The sequence below is a fragment of the Rhizobium sp. YJ-22 genome (genome assembly GCF_029601685.1).
Lineage (GTDB): Bacteria > Pseudomonadota > Alphaproteobacteria > Rhizobiales > Rhizobiaceae > Metarhizobium.
On the sequence record NZ_JARRIR010000001.1, the window covers coordinates 21,619 to 45,952 of the forward strand.

A 24,334-nucleotide genomic window follows, 5' to 3' on the forward strand; every position below is an offset into this window, starting at 1 on the left:
GAATCCTTTTCTTTGGGGATGATTGTGTGGGTAGACGTTCTCTGAACTCTTCAGGGAAGTCCTCCATGGCTTAGACGGCCATTCCAACCGCAAATTGATTGAAGTAGGAACGATTGGCAATGCCCGGTCACGTGCCTCAAAGCGCCATCACCCGAATTTGCGGTTTCCGTGACCGCCAGATGGGGTTGATCGTCAAAAACGATGTCGGATACATCCGAGCTGCCGAAGGGCAACTGGCGGCCCGAATTCCGCCCTTCCTGCACGGCGATCCAGGTCTCGTGCTCCTCGATCAAACGGAGATCGTCGTCTTCGGTCTCCGATTGATCGCAAACCAGCCCATCCTCTCCGAAGGTGCCTTCAGGGTCAGCGTTCCCGTATGGCGTTTCACCATTGGCCGTTTCGCCCTGCGCCTGTTCAAGACTATCGGCGCACGGGGCGTCGCCTAGCTTTTTATCTATACACCCAACTGCACAAATTTGCTGACAGGCCGCAAAGTGCCGATAGGCCGTCGTTCGGGACACGCCGGCCCGCGACGCCAGTTTCTCGGGGCTGAGCGTTTCCGACCGCTCCAGCATGACGGCATAGGCCGCGACCAGTTTTTCAAGACTCCGCTCGCGCCGCACGCCGTTCGAATAGTCCGCGCCGGCTTTCTGGCGATCCTTGACGCGCCGCATGCCTTCGACGACGTGCAGCAGGCGTTTACGGTTCTTTCTGCCCTGCAGCTTCGCGGCGTCGAAATCAAAAGCCAGATGGTCGGCGACCTTGGAGACGATATAGGAAAGCCTGGTATCGTCGAGTTCCATCGTCCGGGCAAAATCGTCGAGCGCGGCATGAAGATGATCGGCAAGCGCCGCCCTCGACCCGGTCATGCGGGCGTCCGCGGCGAAATGCCATTCGATCAGCAGCGCCTTCGCCCGATCGCGCAGTGTATTGAACGCCAGGTTTGATGGCGTCAGGTCCATCGCCGACTGGATCGACGCGGCATGACGGACAAGCGCCTCGCGGCTCGTCCGGGTATCGACCCAGTCGGCATAGTCCGAGAGCGTCGGCAGGGTGTGCCGGTTCGGCGTCAGCGTATGCCAGAACGGTGAGAGCGGATTTTTCATGCGCATCGTTGCCGCCGGCGCGGCCGGATCGGCACCCAGTCCGAGCAGCGCCTTGACAAGCCCGTGATAGACGCCGAGGAACAGACGCACGATATCGCCGCGGCAGCGCTTGTCCGACGATTTCCAGACCGCACTTCCGGGCGGCAGGAGAAAGATGAGGTGGGGCCGATGATAGCTTCCGTCCTCAAGGCGGTCGCCAACGATGATATGCGGCAGACAGGGAATCGCGCCAGCCTCGACCAGCTCTTCAAGCGCATACAACAGATGGTCCGGGGAGACGAAGACGCCGTCGCAATCGATGCGCAGTGCACCGAGGAACGCCTTGTTGAGTTCGATATAGGGATAGTCAAGCGTGAGCAGCTTGGATTGCGTCTGTACCGCCAGGGTTGCCTTGTCATTCGACGCCCTCGCCTTGCCGCCCTTCGGCACCAGGGTAACGAACAGTTTCAGGATCGGGTTGTCTTCCGAGCGCAGGCCCTCTTCCGTAAACGGATCACGCCAACGGCCGGCGACATGTTTACCGAAGGGTAGCTCGAACCCCTCTTCCAGCCGCCGTTGCACGGCCCGCCGAAGTTCGATGGCCGCCTGTCGGACGCGGTTCGTGTCGGGTTCGCCCGCGACGATGCGGGAGGGTACACTTGCGCTTTTCCGCTTCATCTTCGCTTCGGCGGCCTTGCGCCGGGCCTCCGCGTAGCGGGTTTCGAAACCGAGCAGGGGGTGCCCCGCAAGGTCTGGGTTCCGATAAGTCGTTTGCCCCGCGCCTGCCTGCGTGGGGTCAATGGTCTTTACAATTGCATCGCCGTCGCTCACTATCATTGAACAATCTCCGAAAGGCCGCGGTAGGGTTCCAGCCCAATGACCCGCGGCTTTTTCTATGCTCGGAGCCGGCGGCGCATGACGCAAGCGCCGATAGAGTGCTCGCCGACAGAGTGTTCAGCGAACGAAATAGGGAGAAAGGTCCAGCCCTTCCGGGAGGGGCAACAGCCGCAAGACCTCGATCTCCTCGCGCAGCAGCGTCTTCGCGCCATAGTTCCGCGAAACCGTCTTGTTCGCGTGTCCCGTCTGCTTGTCGTGAATGCGCTCGTCGATCTTCGCAAGGCGCATGATGTCCTTGGCGGTGTGGCGCGTGGAATGGAATGTTGTCTCGATGACGCGGTGGATACCGACCTTCTTCAGTTGCGCGTTCAGCCGCTTCGACGCCGCGCCCGCGGGGTCCACGATGCGCTCCTTACCATGATAGAAACAGGCAGGGAAAAGGTTGTCTTCGGGGCGGCGAGTTTTCACGTAATCGATAAAACCCGTGCGAATGATGATGTCGGGAAGCGCGATGATGCGCCGGCTGCCCGCGTTCTTGACCTGGCGTTCCTCGGCTCCCCCTCCGTCGTCGGTCAGGTCTGTAGTCAGGTCGATGACCCACATGTTGCCTTCGACACGATAGACGTCTTTACCCTGCAACGGCACGAGTTCGCCGACACGCGCCCCCAGTATCGCGCCAAGCAGGGGCATCCATTTCATTTCCGCTCTCTTCTCCATGGCGGCGACCGGGAACCACTGGTTCAGTTCCTCGATCGTAAACGGACGGCGTACCGTCTTGCCCTTGACGAACTTGGGGATGCGGATTTTGACGTCTACCAGCGGAGAACGGAATTCGTATTCGGCGGCGACATCCTGAAAGAACACCTGCAACGGCGAAAAATAGTTCGTCTCGATGGTCGTGATCGACAGGGTTTCCAGTCGCTGATCCGAGGACAGGCTGGCATTGTATGCCGCGGCCTCTTCCCGCGTCTTGCCGCGGAGTTCCGGAATTTTGTTGTAGTTCGAGGGAACGATCGCCAACAGGTTCGCGAACTTCTGGAAGTCGAAGAACCGATATTTGTTGATCGGCTTGTCGCCCGCGAAAGCCACGAAATCCTTGATACGGTTGTAATCCGTATCCGTCTTCTTCTCGGCGATCCCCTGATTGACGCGAATCTCACGATGCCACTGGTCGAGCGCAACCGACATGAGCGGCCGGACATATCCGCCGTCGAGGCTCGTTTCCACCGCGGCATTCAGGGATACGATCTTCTCCGACAGACTTTCCAGTTTGGGAGTGACTGAGGTGACGTTCCGTTCGGCCTTTGCCTTTTCGAGAGTTTGCAGAACCGTGGCCTGCGTGTCCATGAACGAGGTGTAGACCGCGTTCACGTCGCGCCGGAGCGTGTTTTCGCGTTCGAGAGCGGCGACCCTCATCTCGTTCGCCTGTTGCTCTAGCTCGGCAGCATGCAGGCTTTCCTGCGCCTGTATCGCCTGCTCGGTGGCCTCCATCGTCTTCTGTGTTTCGTCCATGACCTCCGCAAGTTGCCGTTGCAACTCGGCGATGATGGCATCTCTCGGATCGGTATTGTCTGGCATGGATCGGCACCCGTTTCGAACGAGGCCGTGGAATAGCCGGTCGGAATGACTGACAAGTAAACGGGCGATCAGCGCGGCCTTGCGGGCGGGAATCCTGCCGAGATGCAGGCGGATCGGAGACGCGCCGAGAATCGGCACCAAGGTTTTCGGAATACGGCGCTGGAAGCGAAAACCGTTGTCGCGACGGGTGAGATACATCGGAGGCCCCGGGTACATGAGTGGGTACGAACCCGAACCGAAGCTTCAGAAAACTCAATGAAATCAATGCACGACTAGTGGCGGAGAGGAAGGGATTCGAACCCTCGATACCGTTCCCGGTATACGCCCTTAGCAGGGGCGCGCCTTCGACCACTCGGCCACCTCTCCGGTGGAGCCCTGATAGGCGCTTCGACTTTTAGGATCAAGCGCTTTTCTTGCGATTTTCCGCTTTTTCCGAAAAAATCTCGTTTGCGGTTTCAAGCGGAAAAAGGCGTGAACACCGGTGATGCAATGCATCGGTCATCGGCCGGCGAGTTGCGACACGGGTGGTTTTCCGCTTGCCGGCGTCACAAATTCGGCGCAGAAACCGGGTTTTATAAACTACCAGCATCAGAGCGACAGGTACTCGGAAAACACAGGCATGGACGAGCCCCGCGGCAGAATCGAGATTTTTCCGCCGGGCTCCGATGATCCGGTGCCTGAACCGGAGAGTTCGTCGGAGCGGTTTCGACGGCGGGCGAAAGCGGTCGGGTTGACCGTCCTAGCGCTCGTCGCGCTGGTCAGTGAACTGGTGCCGGTGCTGATTACCGCGCTGTCCTACATCCGGCCCTGAACGCCGGCTGCTCGCTCTTGCCGGATCGGCCAGGACGCGTAAATATGCGCCCGCAGGGGCGATGGGGAAATTCGGCGGCAATGTTCAGGTCTTTGTTTACCTCTCCGGAGAAGCGGCCGGGCCCGCGCCGGCGGCGCATCGATCTCGGCAGCGGCCACCCGCCCTATTCCATTTATGCAATCGGCGATGTTCACGGCCGGCTCGACCTGTTGCTGGTGGCCGAGCATCGCATCCGCTCCGATATCCAGGCTTGCGGCCGTCCCGGCCTCGTCGTCCTTCTCGGCGATTATGTCGATCGCGGCGACAGTTCCGCCGGCGTGCTCTCGCATCTGGGAGACAGCGTCGAGACCGGACTACGGAGGATTGCGCTCTGCGGCAATCACGAAGAGCTGTTCCGGCGCTTTCTCGACGACCCACTCGAACATCGGCAATGGCTGGACATGGGCGGCCATGAAACGTTGCATTCCTATGGGCTCGATGGCACGGCGCTGCTCGAGCGCTATCGCGAGGATTCGGCCGGCTTCAGGCGCGTCCTGCGTGAAGCCATCCCGGACGAGCATCGCACGCTTCTTGAAACCCTGCCGATCGCCTTGCGGATCGGTGGCTATATCTTCGTCCATGCCGGCATAAGGCCAGGCGTGCCGCTGGAAGAACAGACCGACGAGGATCTCCTGTGGATCCGCGAGCCGTTCCTGACGGAAGGCTCCGGCCTGCCGGCCACCGTCGTGCATGGCCATACGCCCTCGCCTGAACCGACCGCCGGCCCCGGACGTATCGGCATCGATACCCGCGCCTATGATACCGGCCGGCTGACGGTGCTCAAGGTCACCGCCCGAAGCGCCGCCGTTCTCTAAAGGTTTCATGTATCTTCAGGTGGATGCCGATTCACGCGTCTCCCGGAAATGCTTCAGTCGCCGATCCAGCGCCGGGTGTCGGCGATGTCGCGCGCCGGGGCCGTCGCGCCGCGCAGCAAAGTGAGGAATTTCGCCAGCTCCGCCGTCGGCGCATTCGAGACGTAGAGGATATCCTTGTCCTGCATCGCAAAGGATTGGGCAGCGAAGAAGCCGGCGGGATCGCGCAGATCCGAGCGGAAGATCACCGGCACATCACCGCCGAACCGGGCAGGATCGAGACCGAGGCGACGGGCCGTGCCGGCATCGATCCGGCGGTAGAGCAGCACGGCGCGCGGTTCGGCGCGGGCATCGAGCAGGCCGCCGGCCTTGGCCAGCGCTTCGCCCAGCGTCAGGTCCGTTTCGCCGAAATCGATGCGGCCGTTCTGCCCTGCGGCGCCGAAGGCGAGGAAGGTGCGACGATTGCGGTTGACGAGCACGGTATCGCCCGGCAGCACATAGATGTTTTTCGAGGGGTCCGCAGTCAGCATGTCGTAGCGGGTGACGAGAGAGCGGTCGCGTCGCTGAAGAGTGATGGTGGTTTCGCGCTCCGGGCCGCTCAGACCGCCGGCGGCGGAGACGACGTCGAGCAGGCGTTCGCCGGCAGGGCTCAGTTCCACCTTCTGCGGCTGATGCACGGCACCGAGAACCGAGGCCTGCATGGAGCGGGTCTTTTCGATCGACACGACCACCTGCGGCTCGATGGCACGGTCGGCAAGGCGGGCGGCGATATCGCTCTGCACCGCCTCCGCCGTGCGGCCGAGCGCCCGCACCTTGCCGGCATAGGGCACGCCGATCGCGCCGTCGCGATCGATCGTCTGGGCCGGCAGATTGATGAAATTGCCCGGCCGCGCGCCGGCCTCGGCCGGAATGAAAAGACCACCCGCCTGGGATTCGAACACCGAAACCCGCACGACATCACCGACACCCAGGACCGGCGTCGGCGGCCCGCCCCGCGCAACGCCGGGCGCGGCGACAAAGGCCAGCGGCGTCACCGGCGCAGCCACGCCAAGCACGCGCGCGTCGATATCCACCAGCGCATACTCTATGCCGGCCGCCCCCGCCGGGGAGCGTATCTGCTGGCGCGCCTGCGCCGCGACGGCCTGCATATCCGGACCGGAGCCCGGCAACGCGCTGCAACCGAAAAGCGGAACGACAAGCACGGCAAACGCGATACCCCATGCCTTACGCTGCATGTTTCCCCGCTCAAAAGCATGACGACAGGGTTCGGCGACCGGGCTTGCCCGCCGCCGGCCTGTCTGCCGGAAGATGTTTGGTTAACCCATAGTGAACATGGGTGATATCGAGAGTCAATTGCATAAAGTTACAGCGATAACACTCATAACACGTATCGACCATCTTCAGCCAGGTGGTGGGAAAAGCCGGGCGAAGACGCGTTCGTGTGCATTTATATCGCCCTGCGATGCAAGACCATGATGCAGGAAGCGATGCCATTGCTCCGGCGTCGTCCGGTTGCGGGGGGCGACCGGCAGCAGGCGGTGCGTCGCCAGGAAATAGTCATAGGCATTGCGCGCCGCCGGCGTTTCGAAGATCGGCGTCAGCACGAGATTGTCGCTTTCCGGCGTGAGCCGCTCGCGCCGGCGGCTGATGCGCAGCCCATGGCTTTCGATACTGAAATCGCCCGATGCCAGCACCCTGCTCCCCAATCCCGAAAGGTCCGACCAGCCGGATTCCGACACCACGAAATCGAGAATCGCGGCGGCCCTGGCGTTCAGGATTGTGCGGTTGACGCGATCGCGGGCGCTGATCTTCAGGCGCAGACGCAGGATGCGGCCGGCGGCATCGCCCTTCACATCGGCGAAGACCGTGTCGAAACCGCCGCCCGGTGCCGCGGAAAACAGGCGCAGCACCGAGGGGCATTCATGACTGCGCGGATCGAGCTCGCTGGCACGCCAGCCCTCGTTGCGCAGGCCGGCCTCGGCCAGGAAACGGCAGAGATTTTGCGCCGGAAGACTGGTGAGCCGCACGAAGGTCGAAAAGGCGGGCATATCCTCGGTCGAGAAATAACGCGGCGGCAGATGCCGAGCCTGCGCCGGCTTCTGCCGCATCACGGGCAGCGCCGGCGGAACGACGCGCATTTGCTGAGCGCCAAGCAAGCGATGCAGATTGCGCTGGCCATTGGCAAGCAACACCGTGGCGGCGATGGCACAGAGGATGGCAAACGTGGAGAGATACAGAACACGCCTGTCGCCGGGCCGGCGCTCACGCAGCAGCCAATGCGCAACGTCTTGTGCGTTTCGTGCTCCGGTCTTGTCGATCCGTCCGGTTGTCGCGCCTGCCACCTGCCCTCTCCGCCTCCTGGCGATGTCGTGTCAGATACAATCTGATCACACTTTAAAAGTGTTCATGATGCAATGAATACCATTGTCACGCGGCAGGAAAGGGTTAATCTCGCGATCGGGAAAGAAGGGGATGGGCCCATGGCCAGGGACGCCGCACAGGCAGGCAGAATGGCGATGCATTTCGCGTCAGGGCCGGGTGGCGCTGGCGTCGGTGCTAGGGCCGGGCGACGGTCATGAACCGGCTGTTGCTCGCCCGCACCCCGGAACAGGAGCCACCGGAAGCCGGGATTTCGATCGATGTCGCTGTCATACTCGGCATCGTCAGGCGGCAATGGAAGGCGGGCCTGGTGACGCTTGCAGCCGTCTGCCTGCTCGCCATCGCCTATCTGCTCACCGCCATGCCACTCTACACCGCCTCGGTCGGCGTGCTGATCGACCGCAGCACTTCCGACATGACGCAAAGGCTGTCGACGCTCGGCGGGGCGGTGGACGACGAGGCCTCCGTGCTCAGCCAGATCGAGCTGATCAGGTCCGAAACCATCGGGCTTGCGGCGGTCGACAGGTTACAGCTGGAGCGAGATGCGGATTTCATGGCGCCGGTCCGCTCCGTCGGGGCGCTACCGCGCCGGCTGCTCGGCGCCCTGCGCGGCATGTTTTCAGCGGCACATGAGACAAGCGGCAACGTGCGCGACCGGCGGCAGGCGCTCGCCATCGTGCAGGAGGGGCTTGATGTCGAGCGGGTCGGGCGCAGCTATGTGCTGACCATCTCCTTCGAATCCCCCTCGCCCGAGCATGCCCGCGCCGTCGCCACCGCTGTCGCCGAGGCCTATCTCGCCGACAAGCTTGAAGCGCGCTATGCGGCGGCGCGGCGGGCGGGCGACTGGCTGGCCGAGCGCATCGAGGACTTGCGTCGACAGTCGGTGGCGTCGGATTTGGCGGTGCAGCGCTTCAAGGCCGAAAACGGACTGTTGCCGGCCAACAACCGGTCGATGCCCGACCAGCAGGTGGCCGATCTCAATACGGCGCTGATCGTCGCGCGGGCCGATACCGCGAAGGCCAAGGCGCGGCTGGATCGCATCGAGGCGATATTGGCGAGCGGCAGCGGCGAGGCCATCGTTGCCGATGCGCTCGACAACGCCGTCATCACCGCGTTTCGCGCCCGCTATCTCGAAGCCTCGAAACGCGAGGCGGACATCCGCGCCCGCTTCGGCGCCGATCATGCCCAGGCAGTACGCCTGCGCCGCGACATGCAGGAATTCAGCCGATTGATGGGCGAGGAACTCGGTCGCATCGCCGAGGGTTATCGCAGCGACCTCGACGTCGCCCGCTCGCGCGAGGTCAATCTCACCGAAAACCTGGCGCGGGCGACGCGAGACAGCGCGCTCGCCGGCGAAAAGCAGGCGGAGTTACGGGCGCTGGAGCGCAGCGCCGAAAATGATCGCCTTCTGCATGAAAGTTTCTTGCGTCGCTATCAGGATGCGGTCCAAGGCCAGGATTTTCCGCTGACCGATGCGCGGATCATCACCGAAGCGCGCCTGCCGGAAGGACCGAGCAGCCCGCGCAAGGGGCTGGTCATGGCGCTTGCGGTGCTGTTCGGTGCGTCCGCGGCCTGCGGCATGGCTCTTCTGCGCGAATATCGCGAGCGGTTTTTCCGCAATGGCGGGCAGATCCGCAGCCTGCTCGGCCTCGAATATCTCGGTGCGATACCGCTCACCGAGACAGGGAACGACCTCGCCCGCCACGCGCTCGATTTCCCGCTTTCGGGCTTCACAGAGACGCTGCGCAATTGCCGGCTCGCCATCGATATCCGGCTGCGCAAACAGGCGAAAGTCATCGGCGTCGTTTCCACTCTTCCCGGCGAGGGAAAGACGACACTGGCGGTCAATCTGGCGCAGGTTCTGGCCGCCGGCCGTCGGACGCTGCTGATCGATGCCGACCTGCGCAATCCGGGCGCCAGCCGGATGCTCGGCCTGTCGGCGCGACCGGGACTCGTCGAGGTGCTGACCGAAGGCCTGCCGCTAAGCCAAGCGCGGGCGGAACAGGGCGCGCTGCATATCCTGCCCGCCGCCGCGCACCGTCCCATCAGCCATTCAGCCGAATTGCTGGCCTCGGCGGCGATGGCGCGCCTCCTGCAGGAGGCCGGCCGCGACTACGATTACATCCTGCTCGACCTGCCGCCGCTGGCGCCGGTTATCGACAGCCGGGCGATGGCCGGCGTCATCGACGGCTTCATCCTCGCCATCGAATGGGGCGGCCCGTCACGCGTCCTGGTGCGCGACACGCTGGTCGGCGCCGGCATCATCGAGGATCGCTGCCTCGGCGCGGTGCTGACCAAGGTCGACCGGCAGCAGATGCCGGCCTATGCCGCCGCCGATTCCAGCGAGGCCTGTGGCGACCGCTACGGCGCCTATCTCAGCGACCGGCCGGTCTGATGAAAGCAGGCACGCGATGCCGAAAGCCCCTTCTTCGCGAGGGGAAGAAGGAGCTTTGGACACCGCCTGTCTTCCCAATGCCAACGCCCGCCTCATGAGGCGACAAGCGCCTGCCGGGCGGTCTCGACCACGGCGCGCGTCAGATCGGAAAGCTGGTCGGCGGCCATGCGGTTGATCTGCCAGAACAGAGGGATATCGACGGTGACGCCGGGGACGATATCCACCAGCCGGCCGCTGGCAAGGTGATCGCGCACAAGCGCCTGCGGGTTCATGCCCCAGCCCATGCCCGAGAGCGCCGCTTCGACGAAGCCTTGGGTCGAGGGCAGCCAGTGGGTCGGCACCGACAGATCCGCGCCGGCGACCTGCCGCACCCAACCGGCCTGTAGACGATCTTTCTGGTCGAAGGTGATCGCCGGGGCGTTCAACAACGCTTCCGCCGTCACGCCTCGAGGAAAATACCGCGCCATGAAATCCGGGCTGGCGGTGGCGTGATAACGCAAACTGCCAAGCGACAGACGGCGGCAGCCCTGCACCGGCTTTTCCAGCCCTGTGACGGCGGCAAGCACCCGGCCGCGCCGCAGCCATTCGGCGGTGTGATCCTGATCGTCGACGGCAATGCCAAGCAGGTAATCGCTGGAGCGGGCAAAGCGGGCAGCGGCGGCAAGGAACCAGGTGCCGAGGCTGTCGGCATTGGTAGCGATCTGCACCGTGACGCGCTCCGCCGGTTCGCCGGACGGCGCCAGTGCGGGCAATTGCCCGGCCAGCCGCCCCTCCAGCATCTCCACCTGCTCGACATGGCGGCAGAGCCATTGCCCCTGCTCCGTCGCCGTGCAGGGATTGCCGCGCACGATCAGCACTGCGCCCAGCCGGTCCTCCAGCTGTTTGACCCGTTGCGACACCGCCGAGGGCGTGACGTTCAACCGTCTTGCCGCCCGGTCGAAGCTGCCGGTCTGGACCACGGCGGCAACCGCCTTCAACGCCGGATAATCGAACATGGCGTTAATTTTCCTAATCTCTATTTAGCAGGATTAATTAGCCTAAACTCGCTCCGACAGCTAGGCAGGCGGGCATGTCCCCAGGAGTTTTTATGTCGCCTTCCGTTTATATGACCGGTCTTTCCATGGGCCTCGGCCTCATCGTCGCCATCGGCGCGCAGAACGCCTTCGTGCTCCGGCAGGGCCTGAAGCGGGAGCATGTCCTGCCGGTCGTGCTGGCCTGCGCGCTTTCCGATGCGCTGCTGATCGCGCTCGGCGTCACCAGCCTGGCGCAGGTGATCGCGCTCATGCCCTGGCTGGAGCCGGCGATGCGCTATGGCGGCGCGGCCTTCCTGCTCTGGTATGCTCTGCGCAGCCTCAGATCGGCAATGACCTCCACCGATGCGCTGAAGGTCGACAACGGCATCGGCACACCGCTCAAGGCGACGCTCGCCACCTGCCTGGCGCTGACCTGGCTCAATCCGCATGTCTGGCTGGATACGGTGGTGCTGCTCGGCTCGATCGCGACGCAATTTTCCGGCGAGAGGCTGGCCTTCGCGCTCGGCGCCACCAGCGCCTCCTTCCTGTTCTTCTTCGGGCTCGGTTATGGCGCGCGCTATCTGAGCCCGCTGTTTGCCCAGCCGCTCGCCTGGCGCATCCTTGACGGGTTGATCGCCGTGATCATGGGCTCGATTGCGGCTCGTCTGGTGCTTGGCGGCTGACAAAAATCATACTCCGCCGTCCGCACCCCTCCCGTTCGCTTCTACCATCGAAGCCTTTGAAGGACGAAAGGAAAGACGGCATGAAACTCGATCCGACCGGACGCGGAGGCCAACCGTGATGCTCGGCCTTCCCATGGACCTTCTCGGCGCGGCAACGCTGCGCCTTCCCCACGGCGCACCGGACTGGGTGGCGCGCGACATGGCTGGCCTGCCGGCCCTGCTGATGCTCGATGCCGCCAATAATCGCGGCTGGTTCGATGGCGCGGTCTTCGCAAGCGAATCCGCCACCCTTGCGGCGGTCAACGGCGTGGCCAGCGGCATCACCCGCACGATCGGCGACTACGTTGCGGCAGATGCGCCGGAACTGCTCGCCAATGGCGACCTGTCCGCCGGCCTCGGCGACTGGACGGCGGTGAACGGCGCGACGGCCACCGTCAATGCCGGCGCTCTGGAAATGAGCGGCAGCGGACTGACCAACCCCTCCATCCGCTCCGGCGCGATCCCCACCGTGCAGGGCAAGGCCTATCGCATGAAGGCCACCTATCGGCGCGGAACCAGCTCGTCCAGCCCGCTGGTCGTCTCCAGCCGCGCGACATCGCTTTCGCCTGTCGGTAACAGCTTGCCGGCCAATGCCACCACCGCCAACATCACCCAGCAGCGGATTTTCGCGGCCGAAGCCACTGCGTCCTACATCGCGCTGCGCACCGCCAGCGGCCCCAACGGCACCGTCATCGGCGACGATTTCTCGGTGAAGGAGGCAGCCGCGTTTCGCGGTTTTTCAGCACCGGAATTCACCGCCCTCCTGCGGTTTCGCACGCCGGCCAGCCTGCCGGCCGCGCCTCGTGTGCTGTTTTCCTTCGACGATGGCGGGGCGCGCAATCGCTACCGCATCGGCCTGAATACGGACGGCACGCTGTCGATCCTGCTCGACAGCAACGGCGTCAACCGCATCACGCTGACGATACCCGCCGCATTGGTGACGCTGAATGGCGAGCACCGGCTGCACCTTTCGAGCAATGGCGCCACGCGGTTTCTGGCGGCGCTCGATGGCACAAACCTGTTCGGCAGCCAGGTCGGCTCGATGGTGCCGGCGGGGGCGGCCTGGCTGCGGCTCGGCACCTCGCCGGCCGGCGGCGAGGACTGGACCGGGCAGATCCTCGATGCTGCCTTCTTCAATCGCGAGGTGGTGCCGGGCTGGTTCGTCTGGGCGGTGGGCGACAGCTATGTCGCCAGCATCGGCGGCGCCTCCGTCGAGCAGGGCGTGGAGGCGTCTTCCAGCCGGCAGGTGCTGGCGACCGGCATCAGCGGCAGCGCCATCGCCGCCCAGCTTGCCGCCATGCAGCCGAACCCCGGCCTTGCCGGCTGCCCGCTTGTCCATTGGGATGGCGACGCCAATGGCGTCAGCGTCGAGGAAGACAAGGCGATCTTCGAGGCGATGGCAACGTTTTGCCCGCGCCATGTCTTCGTCGGCGCGACTCGCCGCGCCAATAACGCCGCTCTGGCCGGTGCGGTCGACCAGCGCAATGGCTGGCTGGCGAGCCGCTTCGGGGCGCGTTATCTCGATCCGCATCCGGCGCTGGCGGCGCTGTCGGACGGCTCGTCCGGCGATCTGGCCGCGCTGGCCGCAAACCGCGTGCCGCCCTCCTGCCTGCAGGGCGACGGCGTGCATCTGACGCCGGCCGCCATGGCCGTTATCGGCGGGGCGATTGCAGCGAAGCTGACGGCGCTCGGTTTCTGATCATCAGAGCGGAAGGCCGGACAGGCGCGCCAGCATCGCGCGCCTGTCCTCCGGCGTCGGCAGGTCGCGCAAGACACGGTCGAATTCCTGCAGTTTGGCGCCGACCAGGAAGCGATACCAGAACCCCTGCAGGCCATGATAGATCAGCCCTTCCCGCCCGTCGAGAAAGCCGAACTGGCAGATATAACGAAACAGGAAATAGCCGAGGGCGGCGATTGGAAACGGCAGGCGATTATAGACCCTCTCCTTCACCGCACGCTTGAAGGCGGCCTGCCGCGAGGCCAGATGTTGCGGCTCCGCCGCCGCCAGTCCATAGCGGCGTGCCAGCACGTCGACCGCCTCGCGGGTGGCATAGGCATTGTGCTTGGCGGTGAAGGCAGTGAGATCGCCGAGATTGTCATCCGTGAAGGGGGCATCGAAGAGGACAGCGCGGCCGTTGGTCAGCGTCATATGCTCGTCCATCCAGCGATCCTCGACCCGCGCCTGCCCGCGTCGCCACAGGCGCAGCAGGATCAACGGATAGCGCCCGCCATGGCGGATCCAGCGTCCGAGGAAGATGTGACGGCGGCGCAGGTTGATGCCGGTGATTTCGGGCGGGAGGTTCGGAAGCTTCGCGGCGATTTCAGCCGCCAGCGCTGGCTCCACCACCTCGTCGGCATCGAGACGCATCACCCAGTCGGTGGTGACGGATGCGTGCTCCAGCGCCCATTGCAATTGCCGCGCCTGGTTGACGAAGGCATGTTGCAGCACGGTGGCGCCACGGGCACGGGCGATTTCCACCGTGCGGTCCGTCGAAAAGGAATCGATGACGAATATCTGCGTGGCGATGGCGGCGATGCTGTCGAGGGCGCGGACGATGTGGCGCTCCTCGTTATAGGTAAGAATGACGACGGCAAGCGTCGTCATCACCCGCGCTCGCGGATTTTTCGAGCGGGATTGCCGACATAGATGCCGCCGGCCTCCAGATCGGCAAAGGCGACGGAGCGGGCGCCGAGCACCGCCCGGTCGCCGACGGTCACGCCCGGCCCGACAAAGGCTTCCGCCGCGATCCAGCAATGGCGGCCGATGCGGATCGGCTTGGCGACGAGTTGGAAATGCGGATCCTCCAATTCATGAGAGCCGCAGCACAGATGCGCTCCTTGCGAGACGATGGTGCCCTCGCCGATGGTGACAGTCGCCATGTTGTAGCAGGTGACGCCGCCGGCGAGCACCGAGCCGTCGCCCATGGTCAGGTGTCGCGGAAACCAGATGCGGGCGCTGGCGCGGACATCGGCGCTGCCCTGCATCGTCGCGCCGAAGGCGCGCAGCAGGCCGCGCCGCCACCGCCGGGCAAAGGGCGGCGTCCACGCCGCCAGCAGCAGCCAGGCGAGACGCCAGACCGCCCGGTACACCCGGTTCCGCCGCGAAAAGCTCGGGCCGCCCTGGCGCGGGCGCGACAGCGAGGCGTCGAGGGGTTCAACGCGCATGGCAGACCTCGCTGACAACGGCATCGATGATCGTTGCCTGCGCCTGCGGATTGTAGCGCGTCTCGATCGCCTCCCTGCAGCGAGCGCGCAGCGCAGCGCTTTTCTTATCCCGCCAGGCAAGCAAGGCTTCCGCCAGCGCCGCCGCATCGCCGGGCGGAAAGAAGCTGCCGGTTTCTCCGGGAATGATCGCCTCGGCCTCCGGCATCTGCCGGTCCATGTCGCCATGGGTGACGACCGGGGTGCCGTACATCAGCGAATGGATGGCGCTGAGGCCAATCTTGCCCGGGCTGGCGGTGACATCGCTGGCGAAAATCCAGGCGCCCAGCACCGCCTCTTCATAGATCGCGCCGGGGAACAGGATTTTGACGCCGAGTTCTTCGGCTTGGGCTTCCAAAGCGGCGCGCTGCGGCCCCTCGCCGATCAGCACGACATGGGTTTCCACTCCTCGCCCCTTCAAAAGCCCGGCCGCCTCCAGCAGCAGGTCGAACCGGCAGGCCGGCATCAGCCGCGCCGAGCATTGGACGACGAAAGCGGCAGGCGGCAGGCCGAGACGGCGGCGCACGGCCGCGACACCTTCGGTTTCCAGCCGATGCAGCACATCCCGCGCCGCCGGCCAGTCGAGCGAATTCCACACCGGCACGATCCGTTCGACCGGGAAGCCACTGGCTGACGCAAGCTGGTGGGCGCGCAGGCCATAGGTCAGGACGCGTTGGCCGAGGCGATAATGCAGCCGCCGCAAAAACGCTTTCCAGCGCGATTCGCGCTTCAGCCAGCCATGCGCCCAGTAAAGCACCGGCTTGCCCGTCAGGCGGCCGGCAAGGCCGATCAGCCAGCTTGCCGGCATGTTGGGATGGCCGTGGACGATGAGGGCATCGGCGCTGCGATCCAGCACCGCCGGCCAATAGCCGCCGAGCAGCCAGAACGGCCCGCGCAGGCGAAACCGCAGGGGGCGGACGGGGATACGGGCATCGCCGCGAAAGGTTTTTATGCCGGCGACATCGTCGAGGCTGCCCCAGAAGCGGTAATCATGCGCTCCGCTGCAGGCCAGCGCTTCCATTACCGGGCGGCGATAATGGGGATAGTGGTGATAGATAACGTTGACTCTAGCCATCGATGGGCTCCGGCCAGAATGCAGGGAGCCGGGCGTCAGGACGCGGGTTCGGCAAAGGCCGGCAAAGCGCCATGCCATAGACCGGCAGCAGATAGGTGAAGGTGACCCAGTCATACGGCGTACCGTGCAGGAACAGGCGCGGACTGTTGAGGATAAAGAGGGCGGCGATGAATTTTTCCGCATCCCGCCCGTGCCGCAGGGCCTTCAGCGACCAGAGGCCCGGCAGCAGCAGGGCGGCGATGATAAAGCAGGCACCGAGGAACAGGCCAAAATCCTGCGCCGCCTGCAATAGCGGGAAATCGAGTTGGCGTGTCATGAAACCCGATCCCGCCCAAGGGTGATCGGCGATATTTTGCAAGCCGATCTCGCGAAAATAGCGCCGCCCCTCCGCCGAACGCTCCAGTGCATTGGCGCCGGACAGCGAGCCGAGGCCGGTGACGACGAGTTCGAGCGTCTGCGACAGCCGAGCCCACAGGCCGGGGACGATGACCATTACCGCGACCACCGCGCCGCCTGTGAAAACCGTGCGGCGCAGGCCGCCAGGCGCGGTCATGCCGCCGCCGAGCGTCAGCAGCACGGTGACCGACGCGGCCACCCCTGCCAGCACCGAGCGGGTGCCGGTGCCGAGAATGATAGTGACGGTGAGCGCCAGCACGCAGAGCGACATCAGTCTCGCACGGCCAAGATGCACGAAGCTGTAGACCGCCGCCAGCAATCCGCCTGACATGGCATAGGCGCTGAGCGTGTAGGCGGGATTGTCGAAGGAAACGCGGCCACGACCGCCAGCATAGGCAAACAGCGCCTCGCGATTGAAAAGCAGGAAGGCGACGGCTTCGATCAGGCCGAGGACGAGGAACGCCTCGACCAGCCGCGCCCGGGCGATATCGACATGGGCCATCAGCGCAAACAGCAGCAACGCGAAGGCCAGCCAGGCGATGAATTTTCCCTCTCCTTGCGCCAGCGCCGCGATGAAGGACATGCCGAGCCACAGGAGCAGCGGCAGGCAGGACGCATAGTGAGACAGGCGCAGCCGCGTTTCGCGCCGGCAGGCACAGAGCACAATCAGACCCATGCCGAAGGCCAGAACCACGCCGATTTCGGCAAAGCTGCCCTCGCCCGTGCCGCTCGTCCGCGTCCAGGCGAGGATATAGCCGGAATAGACCAGCGCCATACCGATCCCGGCGCCGAACAGCAGCCATTGGCGCAGCAGCGGATTTTGCCGGCGGGCGGGTTCAGGCCGCATGGGCACCTCCCCGCCGGCGGAGATCACGGGCGATGGCGGGATAACGGAACGCCATCAAGCACAGGCTGACGAAGGTCGCCACTGCCGCGCCTTGCGCGCCCCAAGCCGGGATCAGCACGGCATTGAGGAGCAGGTTGATGACAGCGGCGGCGAGATTGGTGCGGGCGAGCGCAGCGCTGTAGCCCAGACCGGTGAACAAGGCCAGCGCCGGCGAAAACGCCGATGTCAGCAGCTTGCCGGCCTGCAGCAGCAGAAAGACGGGCACGGCCGAAAGATAGGCCGCGCCAAAAACCAGCGTAACGACATCGCCGGCAAACAGCATCAGCGGCAGGGCGACGAGACCTGTCGCGAACACCTGTGACACCATCGTCAATTTCAGCAGCCGCCATTGCCGGGCTGGTTCGCGGCTTGCCGCCGCCGCGGCCAGATGCGGCATCAGCAGAATGGTGACGATCTCGCCCGGCAGGCCGGCCATATAGGTGAGCCGCATCGCCACCGCATAATCGGCGACCGCGCCGGCTGTCGAGAGCGGGCCGAGCATGACGACATCCAGCCGGTTCAGCAACAGCGCGCTGCCCTGCGCCGCCATCGCCGGCAGGCCGATGGCAAGCAGCCGTTTCGCATAGCGACGCGGCGGCAGGATCCATGGCCCATGCGGATAGGAAGCGGCATGCCACAGCGCCGGCAGGCCGGCGATCACCGCGGCAAGGGTCAGAACGACCAGGGCGGCGGCGGCGGATTTTTCCGGCAACAGGAGAAGGCCTGGCACCAGCACAGCCTGAAACAGGATGCCGTCATGCACGAGGCTCCATTCCCGCTGGCCTTCGATGGCGAGCGCCGTCTTTGCCCATTGCCGGATCGCCGCGAAAAAACAGGTGAGCGTCACGGCAAGGATTAATCCCGTCGTCCCCGTCTCGCGCGCTTCCGGCATCGCCAGCGCCAGCAGGCCGAAGGCGGCGGATGATGGCAAGGCGACAACGAGCGCCAGCAACAGCGCCTGATGGTTGCGGGCAAGACGCCGGCGGGCGAGATTGCGGGCATAATGATAGCTGGCCGAAGCCGTCAGGCCGAGCGTGGTGAAGGAAAGGCTGAGCGTGACGAGACCGGTGACGAAGAACAGAAGGCCGGAAACCTGCCGGTCGAACTGGCGGGCAATGACGATGGAAGCCGCCAGCGTCAGCCCCTTCGACACCGCCAGCAGCAGGACAAGGCGGATGGCCGAGGCCAGATGCGGCCTCGCCTTTTCCAGCGGCAAGGCGACGGAGAGCGCCATTTACCCCTCCGCCCCGGCCAGCCGGTCGAAACAGGCGTCCAGTTGTGCACAATTGCGGGCAAAGATACCTTGCCATGCCTGTCGTCGCGCCGGCAGATCGTCGAGCAGCCTATCGAAGCCGGCGCCGTTCGCCGGCAGGATGCAATCGGCCATGCCCTGATCGGATAGCAGCGGCGCGATCTTGGCCTCGCCCGGCTGCAGCATGGCGAAAGGCGCACCGCCGCGCGCGGCGGTGATCAGGAGGACATGCAAGCGATTGCTGACGACGAGCGCGGCCTCGTCGTAAAATGTCATAGCCCGTTCAAAGCGCCCGGTGCTCGAACCAAGGCAATCGATGGCGGGGATGCCGAGGGCGTCTGCGAGGCTCTTGCAGAAGGATTCGTCCTTCGACACCTGCCAGGTCATGGCCGGCTGGAAGCCTGCGCGGCGAACCGAGATGACGATGCCCGCCAAGCTCGGAAGCAGAGCCGCCCGATCCTGTCCGGCAACCTCGCGAAAACTCAGAATCGCCCGCCTCGCGTCGGGCCGCGCCGACCAGGGCAGCTTGAAGGCAAGATCGGGAACGAGCATCGCCTCGATACCCCGTGCGGAAAGCGTGGCGGCAGACAGGGTATCGCGGACGCCGATGAGCGCGCCCCGACGGCTTGCCTGTCGCAGCAGAGTCGCCTTCGAGGCAGACAGGTTCGCGCAGGACGCACCGACCGACGCCAGGCGCAAGGACGGCAAAGCGTTCATCATCGCCAGCATTCCGTCGCGGCGATAATGCGACCTTGTGCCGCCGACATCGCCGCAGGCGGTGAACAGCCAATGGCGGGCGCGGCCGAGGCCTTTTCGCAGCAGTTTTGTGGCGAACGCGGCGCGATCGTCGTGGCAGACAACGTTTTTCCAGGCCGGCCCGAGATGATTGCGGAGATTTGCCAGATACCAGTCGGGAACGGCATGGCCGAGCGCCAGAACCGGCATGCGCTGCGCCAGCTCCTTCAACAGGATCGCATTGATGATCTCGTCGCCGAGATTGTCGTACTGGGTTCGGAGTGAGAGCGCAGCCGCCATTCCCGGCTCACAACAGGCGGCTGAGCGCGGCAAGGCCATCCGCGCGCGACAATTGCCGCGCCCGGTCGCGCCGTGCTTCGGCATCGTCCGGGAGATTGCCGTGTGCGGCGCGGGAAATGGTATGCGCCAAGGCGTCGGCATCGCCGGGCGGTGTCAGGGTGGCGGCCGGGCCGAGAAACGCGGCCAGTTCCGTTTGCGGTTCGGCGGTGACCAGCAGCGGTTTTCCCGAGGCGAGCATCGCTCCAAGTTTTGAGGGCAGTACCAGGTCGGCGGCGTCCTTTTCCTGCGGCAACACATGCAGGTCCGCCATGTTGAGGAAGGCGTTCAGCCGCGCCTGTGGCTGGAAAGGCAGGAAGACGACGGTCGGCAGGTGGCCATGGCGAGCCTGGAGAGCGGCCTTTGCCGGGCCTTCGCCAGCGATGACGAAGCGGATATGCTTGTTTTCGGACAAGCGTTCAGCGGCATCCATGAGGACGGAAAGACCCTGCTTGGCGCCGATGGAGCCGGAGTAGAGGACAACGAAATCATCCTCCGCAAAGCCGAGTTCGGTTCGGTAGGGACTTAGGCCTTCAAGCGGATAAATGGCGACGAGATCGACCCAGTTGCGAACCACGCAGAGGCGTTGGGGCGGGACACCCTTGGCAGCCAGGCGTTCGGCCATGCGGCTGGAGATGGTCAGGACGCGGTCGAAGCGCGGCACGGTCAAGCGCTCGAAGGCAAGCCCCAGCCGTTTCAGCCAGCCGCCGCTCAGATGGCCGACCGCGAAGGCGGCATCCACCTCCAGATCCTGAACATGCAGGGCGGCTTTCGCCCCGACCAACCACGCCGCCAATTGCGCGGCGGGGGCAGCAAGCAGCGTCGGCTCGATGCAGAGCACGGTGTGCGGCCGATGCCGCAGAATATGCCAGAGCGCCAGCGGCGCGGAACTCATCGCGAAGGAAAGCGGGGCGATCAGCCTCCAGACGCCCTTCATCGGGCGACGCAGGAAAAGCGGGGCGCGCAGCACCCGCACGCCGTTCTCGACAGTGGCCGAATAACGGTTGCGATAGCCGGGCTGCACGGACCAGTCGGGATAATGCGGCGGAGTCGTGATGACGGTGACATTCGCACCGGAGGCGGCGAGATGATCGGCGATTTCGCCAGTATAGCGGCCGACGCCGACGAATTCCGGCGCATGGTTCATGGCGTAGATCAGGATACGGCGCGCCGGAACGGCGGCGGTGCGCGCCTGGCTGGACTTTCTCAAGCTGTCGCCGAAGACCAAGCTCATGCCGCATCCTCCAGACGGCGCTCGCGATAATCGCCGCGCAGGAAACAATGATAGGTCTCCTCTATGCCCGCTTCCAATCCGATGCGCGGCGCCCAGCCGAGCCCACGCAGCCGCGCGCTGTCCATCAGCTTGCGCGGCGTGCCGTCCGGCCTGGTGGAATCGAGGAAGATCGAGCCAGTGAAGCCGACGACCTTGCAGACCAGCCGCGCCAGGTCGAGAATGGCGATATCCTCGCCGGCGCCGACATTGACCGGCGCCTCGCCGGAATATCCGCACATCAGGTGCACACAGGCATCGGCACAATCGTCGACATGCAGGAATTCCCGACGCGGCGTGCCGCTGCCCCACAGGTTCATCTCGCGGGCGCCGGCGCGCTTGGCCTCATGCGCCTTGCGGATCAGGGCCGGCAGCACATGGCTGCTCTGCAGGTCGAAATTGTCGCCGGGGCCGTAGAGATTGGTCGGCATGGCAGCGATGAAATCCGCACCATATTGCCGGCGATAGGCCTGGCATAGCTTGATGCCGGCGATCTTGGCGATCGCATACCATTCGTTGGTCGGCTCCAGCGCGCCGCTCATCAGCGCCTCCTCGGCGATCGGCTGGGCGGCAAGTTTCGGATAGATGCAGGAGGAGCCGAGAAACAACAGCTTACCGACGCCGGCGCGATGCGCGGCCTGGATGACGTTGGTTTCCAACGCGAGGTTGTCGTAGAGAAAATCGGCGGGGTAGCGCTCGTTGGCGAGAATTCCGCCGACTCGGGCTGCGGCCAGGAACACGGCATCCGGCCGCTGACTTTGCACCCAGCGCTCGACATCGGCCTGTCGGCGCAGGTCGAGTTCCTCCCGCGTCGCGGTCAGAACCTCGCAGCCTTCGCAGGCCAGGCGCCGGACGATGGCCGATCCGACCATGCCGCGATGCCCGGCGACATAGATGCGCTTTCCCTTGAGCCGCTCCATCAGACCTTCGTCCTCCGCTGCCGGAGCCACGAAAAACGGTCGATCTCCTGTACGCGCAATACGCCCATGTCGGGAATTTTAACGACTGCTGGTTTGTATCGATCGATCATAGACATTCCGGCCTCCTTGGAGGTTCAGACCGACATGGCCACAGTTCCGACATGATTAATGCATGGTGAAGAACAAGAATCAATCCGTTTAAGCATAGATAAATAAACGATAATTTTTTCAGAATAAAGGTTTTACCGTAGGTTGAGAGCGCCACAGCTCCGGCACCTTCCCGCATTCGCCGGAATCCCCTGAAACCATGGGTGACAATCATCGGTAGGCGATCGCGGATTTAAGGAGACGATCGGATTGACAATCGTCAACACACCTAAAAGATGTATCCATGAAATAGCTCCGACCTTCGTTTTCGCTCGCCATGATGGGAGCAAGATTGTGGATGACAGCAGACTTCACTACGCTCGCGCGGGCGTTTCTGCGACGGGTTGGCGGAGCGTCAGACATTCAGCGAGGCAGACAATGCGCATATTGTTGATCGAGGACGATCCGGTGCTGGGCGAGGCCCTGCGCGACCATGTCGCCGGCCAGGGGCATGCGGTGGACTGGATGCAGACGCTGGGCGATGCACGCGATGCCCTGCGCGTCGTCGATTACGCGCTGATCCTGCTCGACCTGCGCCTGCCCGACGGCAGCGGCATCGATTTCCTGCGGGCGCTGCGGCGGCGCAGCGATGCGAGGCCGGTCATCATCCTCACCGCCCATGACCAGATTTCCGACCGCATCGAGGGGCTGAACAGCGGCGCCGACGATTATCTCGTCAAGCCGTTCGATCTCGGTGAATTGACGGCGCGCATTCTCGCCGTCAGCCGCCGGGCGGGCGGCAACGTCGCACCTGTCCTCGCCTTCGGCGATTTTCGCATCAACCGCGCCGACCGGCAGATCGTGGCCGGCCAGGACGAGGTCAGCCTTTCCGGGCGCGAATGGGCGGTGCTCGATGTCCTGATCGCCCGGCCGGGCGCCATCGTCTCCAAGGGGCAGATCGAGGAAGCCCTCTATGCCTTCGGTTCCGAGATCGAAAGCAACACCGTCGAAGTCTATGTCAGCCGGCTGCGTAAGAAACTTGGCAGGCAAGCCATTCTCACGCTGCGCGGCGTCGGCTACAAGATGGGCGAAACCTGCGGCGGATCGGCTGCCTGAGCCGCGATCGCCAGGCATGCCGGTCGGGGATGCGAGAACAATGGAGAGCCGATGACACGGCAGTTGATCGCCTGGCTGATCGCGGCGCTGACCGGCTTCTGGCTGCTCGCCGCCGGTCTTGGCGCCTTCGTCATGCGTGAGGAATTCGACGAGATTTTCGACGGCTCGTTGCAGGAAACCGCCCAGCGGCTGATGCCGCTGATGGTTGACGATCTCGCCAAACGGATCGGTTCGCCGGAGACGCGCAGACTGGACGAGCAGGCGCTGGAAAACGAGGAGGAATATCTCGTCTACCAGGTTCGCGACCAGAGCGGCGCAGTGGTGCTGCGCTCGCGCGATGCACCGGCGGCGCCTTTCTCCGCGCCTCTGGTCAACGGCTTTTTTCAGGACCGGACCTACCGTTTCTACAGTGCCGCCAACACCGAGGGCACGCTCTTCATCCAGGTTGCGGATGCGCTTGCCAATCGTCAGGAAGCGGTGACGGAGGGCGCCACGGCGCTGCTCATCCCGCTTGCGGTGCTGATCCCGGTCAGCGCTGGGCTGATCATGATCATCGTGCGCCGGGCGTTGAGGCCGGTTGCGGATCTGCGCCAGGCGATCGAACGCAAGGACGGCGGCAACATGGCCCCGATCCCGCTGACCGGCCTGCCGCAGGAACTCGCCTCCATCGGCCGTTCGGTCAATCTGCTGCTCGGCCGGCTGGAGGCTGCCTTCGATGCGGAGCGCGAATTCACCGCCAACAGCGCCCATGAATTGCGTACCCCGATCGCCGGTGCGTTGGCGCAGACGCAATTGCTGATCTCGCTGCTGCGGGAGGACGGCCCGCGCCGCCGCGCCGAGCAGATCGAGGCCTCACTGGTCAAGCTGGTGCATCTGGCGGAAAAGCTGCTGCAGCTTGCCCGCGCCGATGCCGGCATCGGCTCCAGCACGGCGATGACCGACCTGACGCCGGTGCTCGACGTCGTCATCGACGATTTCGAACGGCAAGGCGCCAGCGAAAACCGCATCCTCTACCGCCGGCCGGCGGATCTTCGCCTCGTCGGCCCTTACAACGAGGATGCCTTCGCCATCGTCGTGCGCAACCTGATCGAAAACGCCCTGCGCCATGGCCGCGCCGATACGCCGGTCGAGGTCGAGGCCTCGAACGGCGCCATCGCCATCCGCAACCACTGCCCAGCGCTGACCGTCGATGAACTGGACACCATCCGCCAGCGTTTCGGTCGCGGCAAGACACGCGCCACCGGCACCGGCCTCGGTCTGTCGATCGTCGACCGGATGCTGGCGCATATGCAGGCGCGGCTCGATTTGCGCTCGCCGGCACCCGGGCGCGAGGATGGCTTCGAAGCACGAATCCTCTTCGACCGCACCGCGTGACGGCCTGGCCGATGT

20 protein-coding genes and 1 tRNA gene are annotated in these 24,334 nt (G+C 64.6%); 7 read left to right on the forward strand and 14 right to left on the reverse strand.

From position 1 onward, the window contains the following. Window positions 1-50: 50 nt before the first annotated feature. From P7F60_RS00100 to P7F60_RS00110, 3 genes are all read right to left on the reverse strand, one after another. Window positions 51-1,922, reverse strand: coding sequence for a hypothetical protein (locus tag P7F60_RS00100; RefSeq protein ID WP_277915675.1), 1,872 nt, complete (start codon window positions 1,920-1,922; stop codon window positions 51-53). 117 nt (window positions 1,923-2,039) lie between these two features. Next, on the reverse strand, window positions 2,040-3,698 hold the full coding sequence (locus P7F60_RS00105) for a site-specific integrase (RefSeq protein WP_277915676.1): 1,659 nt from the start codon (window positions 3,696-3,698) through the stop codon (window positions 2,040-2,042). 78 nt (window positions 3,699-3,776) lie between these two features. Beyond that, window positions 3,777-3,866, reverse strand: a tRNA-Ser gene (locus P7F60_RS00110). A 253-nt stretch (window positions 3,867-4,119) separates the two neighbouring features. Between P7F60_RS00110 and P7F60_RS00115 the strand changes: the two genes are divergently transcribed. Together P7F60_RS00115 and P7F60_RS00120 are read left to right on the forward strand one after the other, a co-directional pair. Beyond that, on the forward strand, window positions 4,120-4,311 hold the full coding sequence (locus P7F60_RS00115; RefSeq protein ID WP_277915677.1) for a hypothetical protein: 192 nt from the start codon (window positions 4,120-4,122) through the stop codon (window positions 4,309-4,311). Window positions 4,312-4,391: 80 nt separating this feature from the next. Further along, complete coding sequence (locus P7F60_RS00120; RefSeq protein ID WP_277915678.1) at window positions 4,392-5,165, forward strand: metallophosphoesterase family protein; 774 nt, start codon at window positions 4,392-4,394, stop codon at window positions 5,163-5,165. Window positions 5,166-5,218: 53 nt separating this feature from the next. Here the strand turns inward: P7F60_RS00120 and P7F60_RS00125 are convergent, their stop codons facing one another. Continuing rightward, window positions 5,219-6,397: a polysaccharide biosynthesis/export family protein gene (locus P7F60_RS00125; RefSeq protein WP_277915679.1), complete on the reverse strand. Its 1,179-nt coding sequence runs from the start codon at window positions 6,395-6,397 to the stop codon at window positions 5,219-5,221. 165 nt (window positions 6,398-6,562) lie between these two features. After that, window positions 6,563-7,504: a DUF6030 family protein gene (locus tag P7F60_RS00130; RefSeq protein ID WP_277915680.1), complete on the reverse strand. Its 942-nt coding sequence runs from the start codon at window positions 7,502-7,504 to the stop codon at window positions 6,563-6,565. 233 nt (window positions 7,505-7,737) lie between these two features. On the opposite strand from P7F60_RS00130, the gene P7F60_RS00135 reads away from it, so the two are divergent. Continuing rightward, the gene (locus P7F60_RS00135; RefSeq protein WP_277915681.1) at window positions 7,738-9,936 is read left to right on the forward strand and encodes an AAA family ATPase; all 2,199 of its coding nucleotides are present in this window, start codon (window positions 7,738-7,740) and stop codon (window positions 9,934-9,936) included. A gap of 92 nt (window positions 9,937-10,028) precedes the next feature. Here the strand turns inward: P7F60_RS00135 and P7F60_RS00140 are convergent, their stop codons facing one another. Further along, window positions 10,029-10,931, reverse strand: a complete 903-nt coding sequence (locus tag P7F60_RS00140) for a LysR family transcriptional regulator ArgP (protein WP_277915682.1) — start codon at window positions 10,929-10,931, stop codon at window positions 10,029-10,031. 92 nt (window positions 10,932-11,023) lie between these two features. Between P7F60_RS00140 and P7F60_RS00145 the strand changes: the two genes are divergently transcribed. Together P7F60_RS00145 and P7F60_RS00150 are read left to right on the forward strand one after the other, a co-directional pair. Next, entirely contained in the window at window positions 11,024-11,632 is a 609-nt protein-coding gene (locus tag P7F60_RS00145; protein WP_277915683.1) for a LysE/ArgO family amino acid transporter, read from the forward strand. 118 nt (window positions 11,633-11,750) lie between these two features. Beyond that, window positions 11,751-13,370, forward strand: coding sequence for a hypothetical protein (locus P7F60_RS00150; RefSeq protein ID WP_277915684.1), 1,620 nt, complete (start codon window positions 11,751-11,753; stop codon window positions 13,368-13,370). 3 nt (window positions 13,371-13,373) lie between these two features. Here the strand turns inward: P7F60_RS00150 and P7F60_RS00155 are convergent, their stop codons facing one another. Genes P7F60_RS00155 through P7F60_RS00190 form a run of 8 tightly spaced genes read right to left on the reverse strand, consistent with a single transcriptional unit; the run spans window position 13,374 to window position 21,742 of the window. Continuing rightward, window positions 13,374-14,276, reverse strand: a complete 903-nt coding sequence (locus tag P7F60_RS00155; RefSeq protein ID WP_277915685.1) for a glycosyltransferase family 2 protein — start codon at window positions 14,274-14,276, stop codon at window positions 13,374-13,376. Next, window positions 14,276-14,836, reverse strand: a complete 561-nt coding sequence (locus P7F60_RS00160; RefSeq protein ID WP_277915686.1) for a putative colanic acid biosynthesis acetyltransferase — start codon at window positions 14,834-14,836, stop codon at window positions 14,276-14,278. Before P7F60_RS00160 ends, P7F60_RS00155 begins: the two co-directional genes overlap by 1 nt. Beyond that, window positions 14,826-15,947, reverse strand: coding sequence for a glycosyltransferase (locus tag P7F60_RS00165; RefSeq protein ID WP_277915687.1), 1,122 nt, complete (start codon window positions 15,945-15,947; stop codon window positions 14,826-14,828). Before P7F60_RS00165 ends, P7F60_RS00160 begins: the two co-directional genes overlap by 11 nt. Further along, window positions 15,940-17,190 (reverse strand): O-antigen ligase family protein, encoded by a 1,251-nt coding sequence (locus P7F60_RS00170; protein WP_277915688.1) that lies wholly within the window; start codon window positions 17,188-17,190, stop codon window positions 15,940-15,942. Before P7F60_RS00170 ends, P7F60_RS00165 begins: the two co-directional genes overlap by 8 nt. Further along, a complete protein-coding gene (locus P7F60_RS00175) occupies window positions 17,180-18,463 on the reverse strand; it encodes a polysaccharide biosynthesis C-terminal domain-containing protein (RefSeq protein ID WP_277915689.1) in 1,284 nt (427 codons plus the stop codon). The genes P7F60_RS00170 and P7F60_RS00175 overlap by 11 nt, the downstream gene beginning before the upstream one ends. Then, a complete protein-coding gene (locus tag P7F60_RS00180) occupies window positions 18,464-19,516 on the reverse strand; it encodes a polysaccharide pyruvyl transferase family protein (RefSeq protein WP_277915690.1) in 1,053 nt (350 codons plus the stop codon). A gap of 7 nt (window positions 19,517-19,523) precedes the next feature. Beyond that, window positions 19,524-20,786 (reverse strand): WcaI family glycosyltransferase, encoded by a 1,263-nt coding sequence (locus P7F60_RS00185; RefSeq protein WP_277915691.1) that lies wholly within the window; start codon window positions 20,784-20,786, stop codon window positions 19,524-19,526. Then, on the reverse strand, window positions 20,783-21,742 hold the full coding sequence (locus P7F60_RS00190; protein ID WP_277916476.1) for a GDP-L-fucose synthase: 960 nt from the start codon (window positions 21,740-21,742) through the stop codon (window positions 20,783-20,785). The genes P7F60_RS00185 and P7F60_RS00190 overlap by 4 nt, the downstream gene beginning before the upstream one ends. 525 nt (window positions 21,743-22,267) lie before the next feature. Here P7F60_RS00190 and P7F60_RS00195 point away from each other — a divergent pair. Then, window positions 22,268-22,945: a response regulator transcription factor gene (locus tag P7F60_RS00195; protein WP_277915692.1), complete on the forward strand. Its 678-nt coding sequence runs from the start codon at window positions 22,268-22,270 to the stop codon at window positions 22,943-22,945. 51 nt (window positions 22,946-22,996) lie between these two features. Next, window positions 22,997-24,319, forward strand: a complete 1,323-nt coding sequence (locus P7F60_RS00200; RefSeq protein ID WP_277915693.1) for an ATP-binding protein — start codon at window positions 22,997-22,999, stop codon at window positions 24,317-24,319. Window positions 24,320-24,334 lie beyond the last annotated feature (15 nt).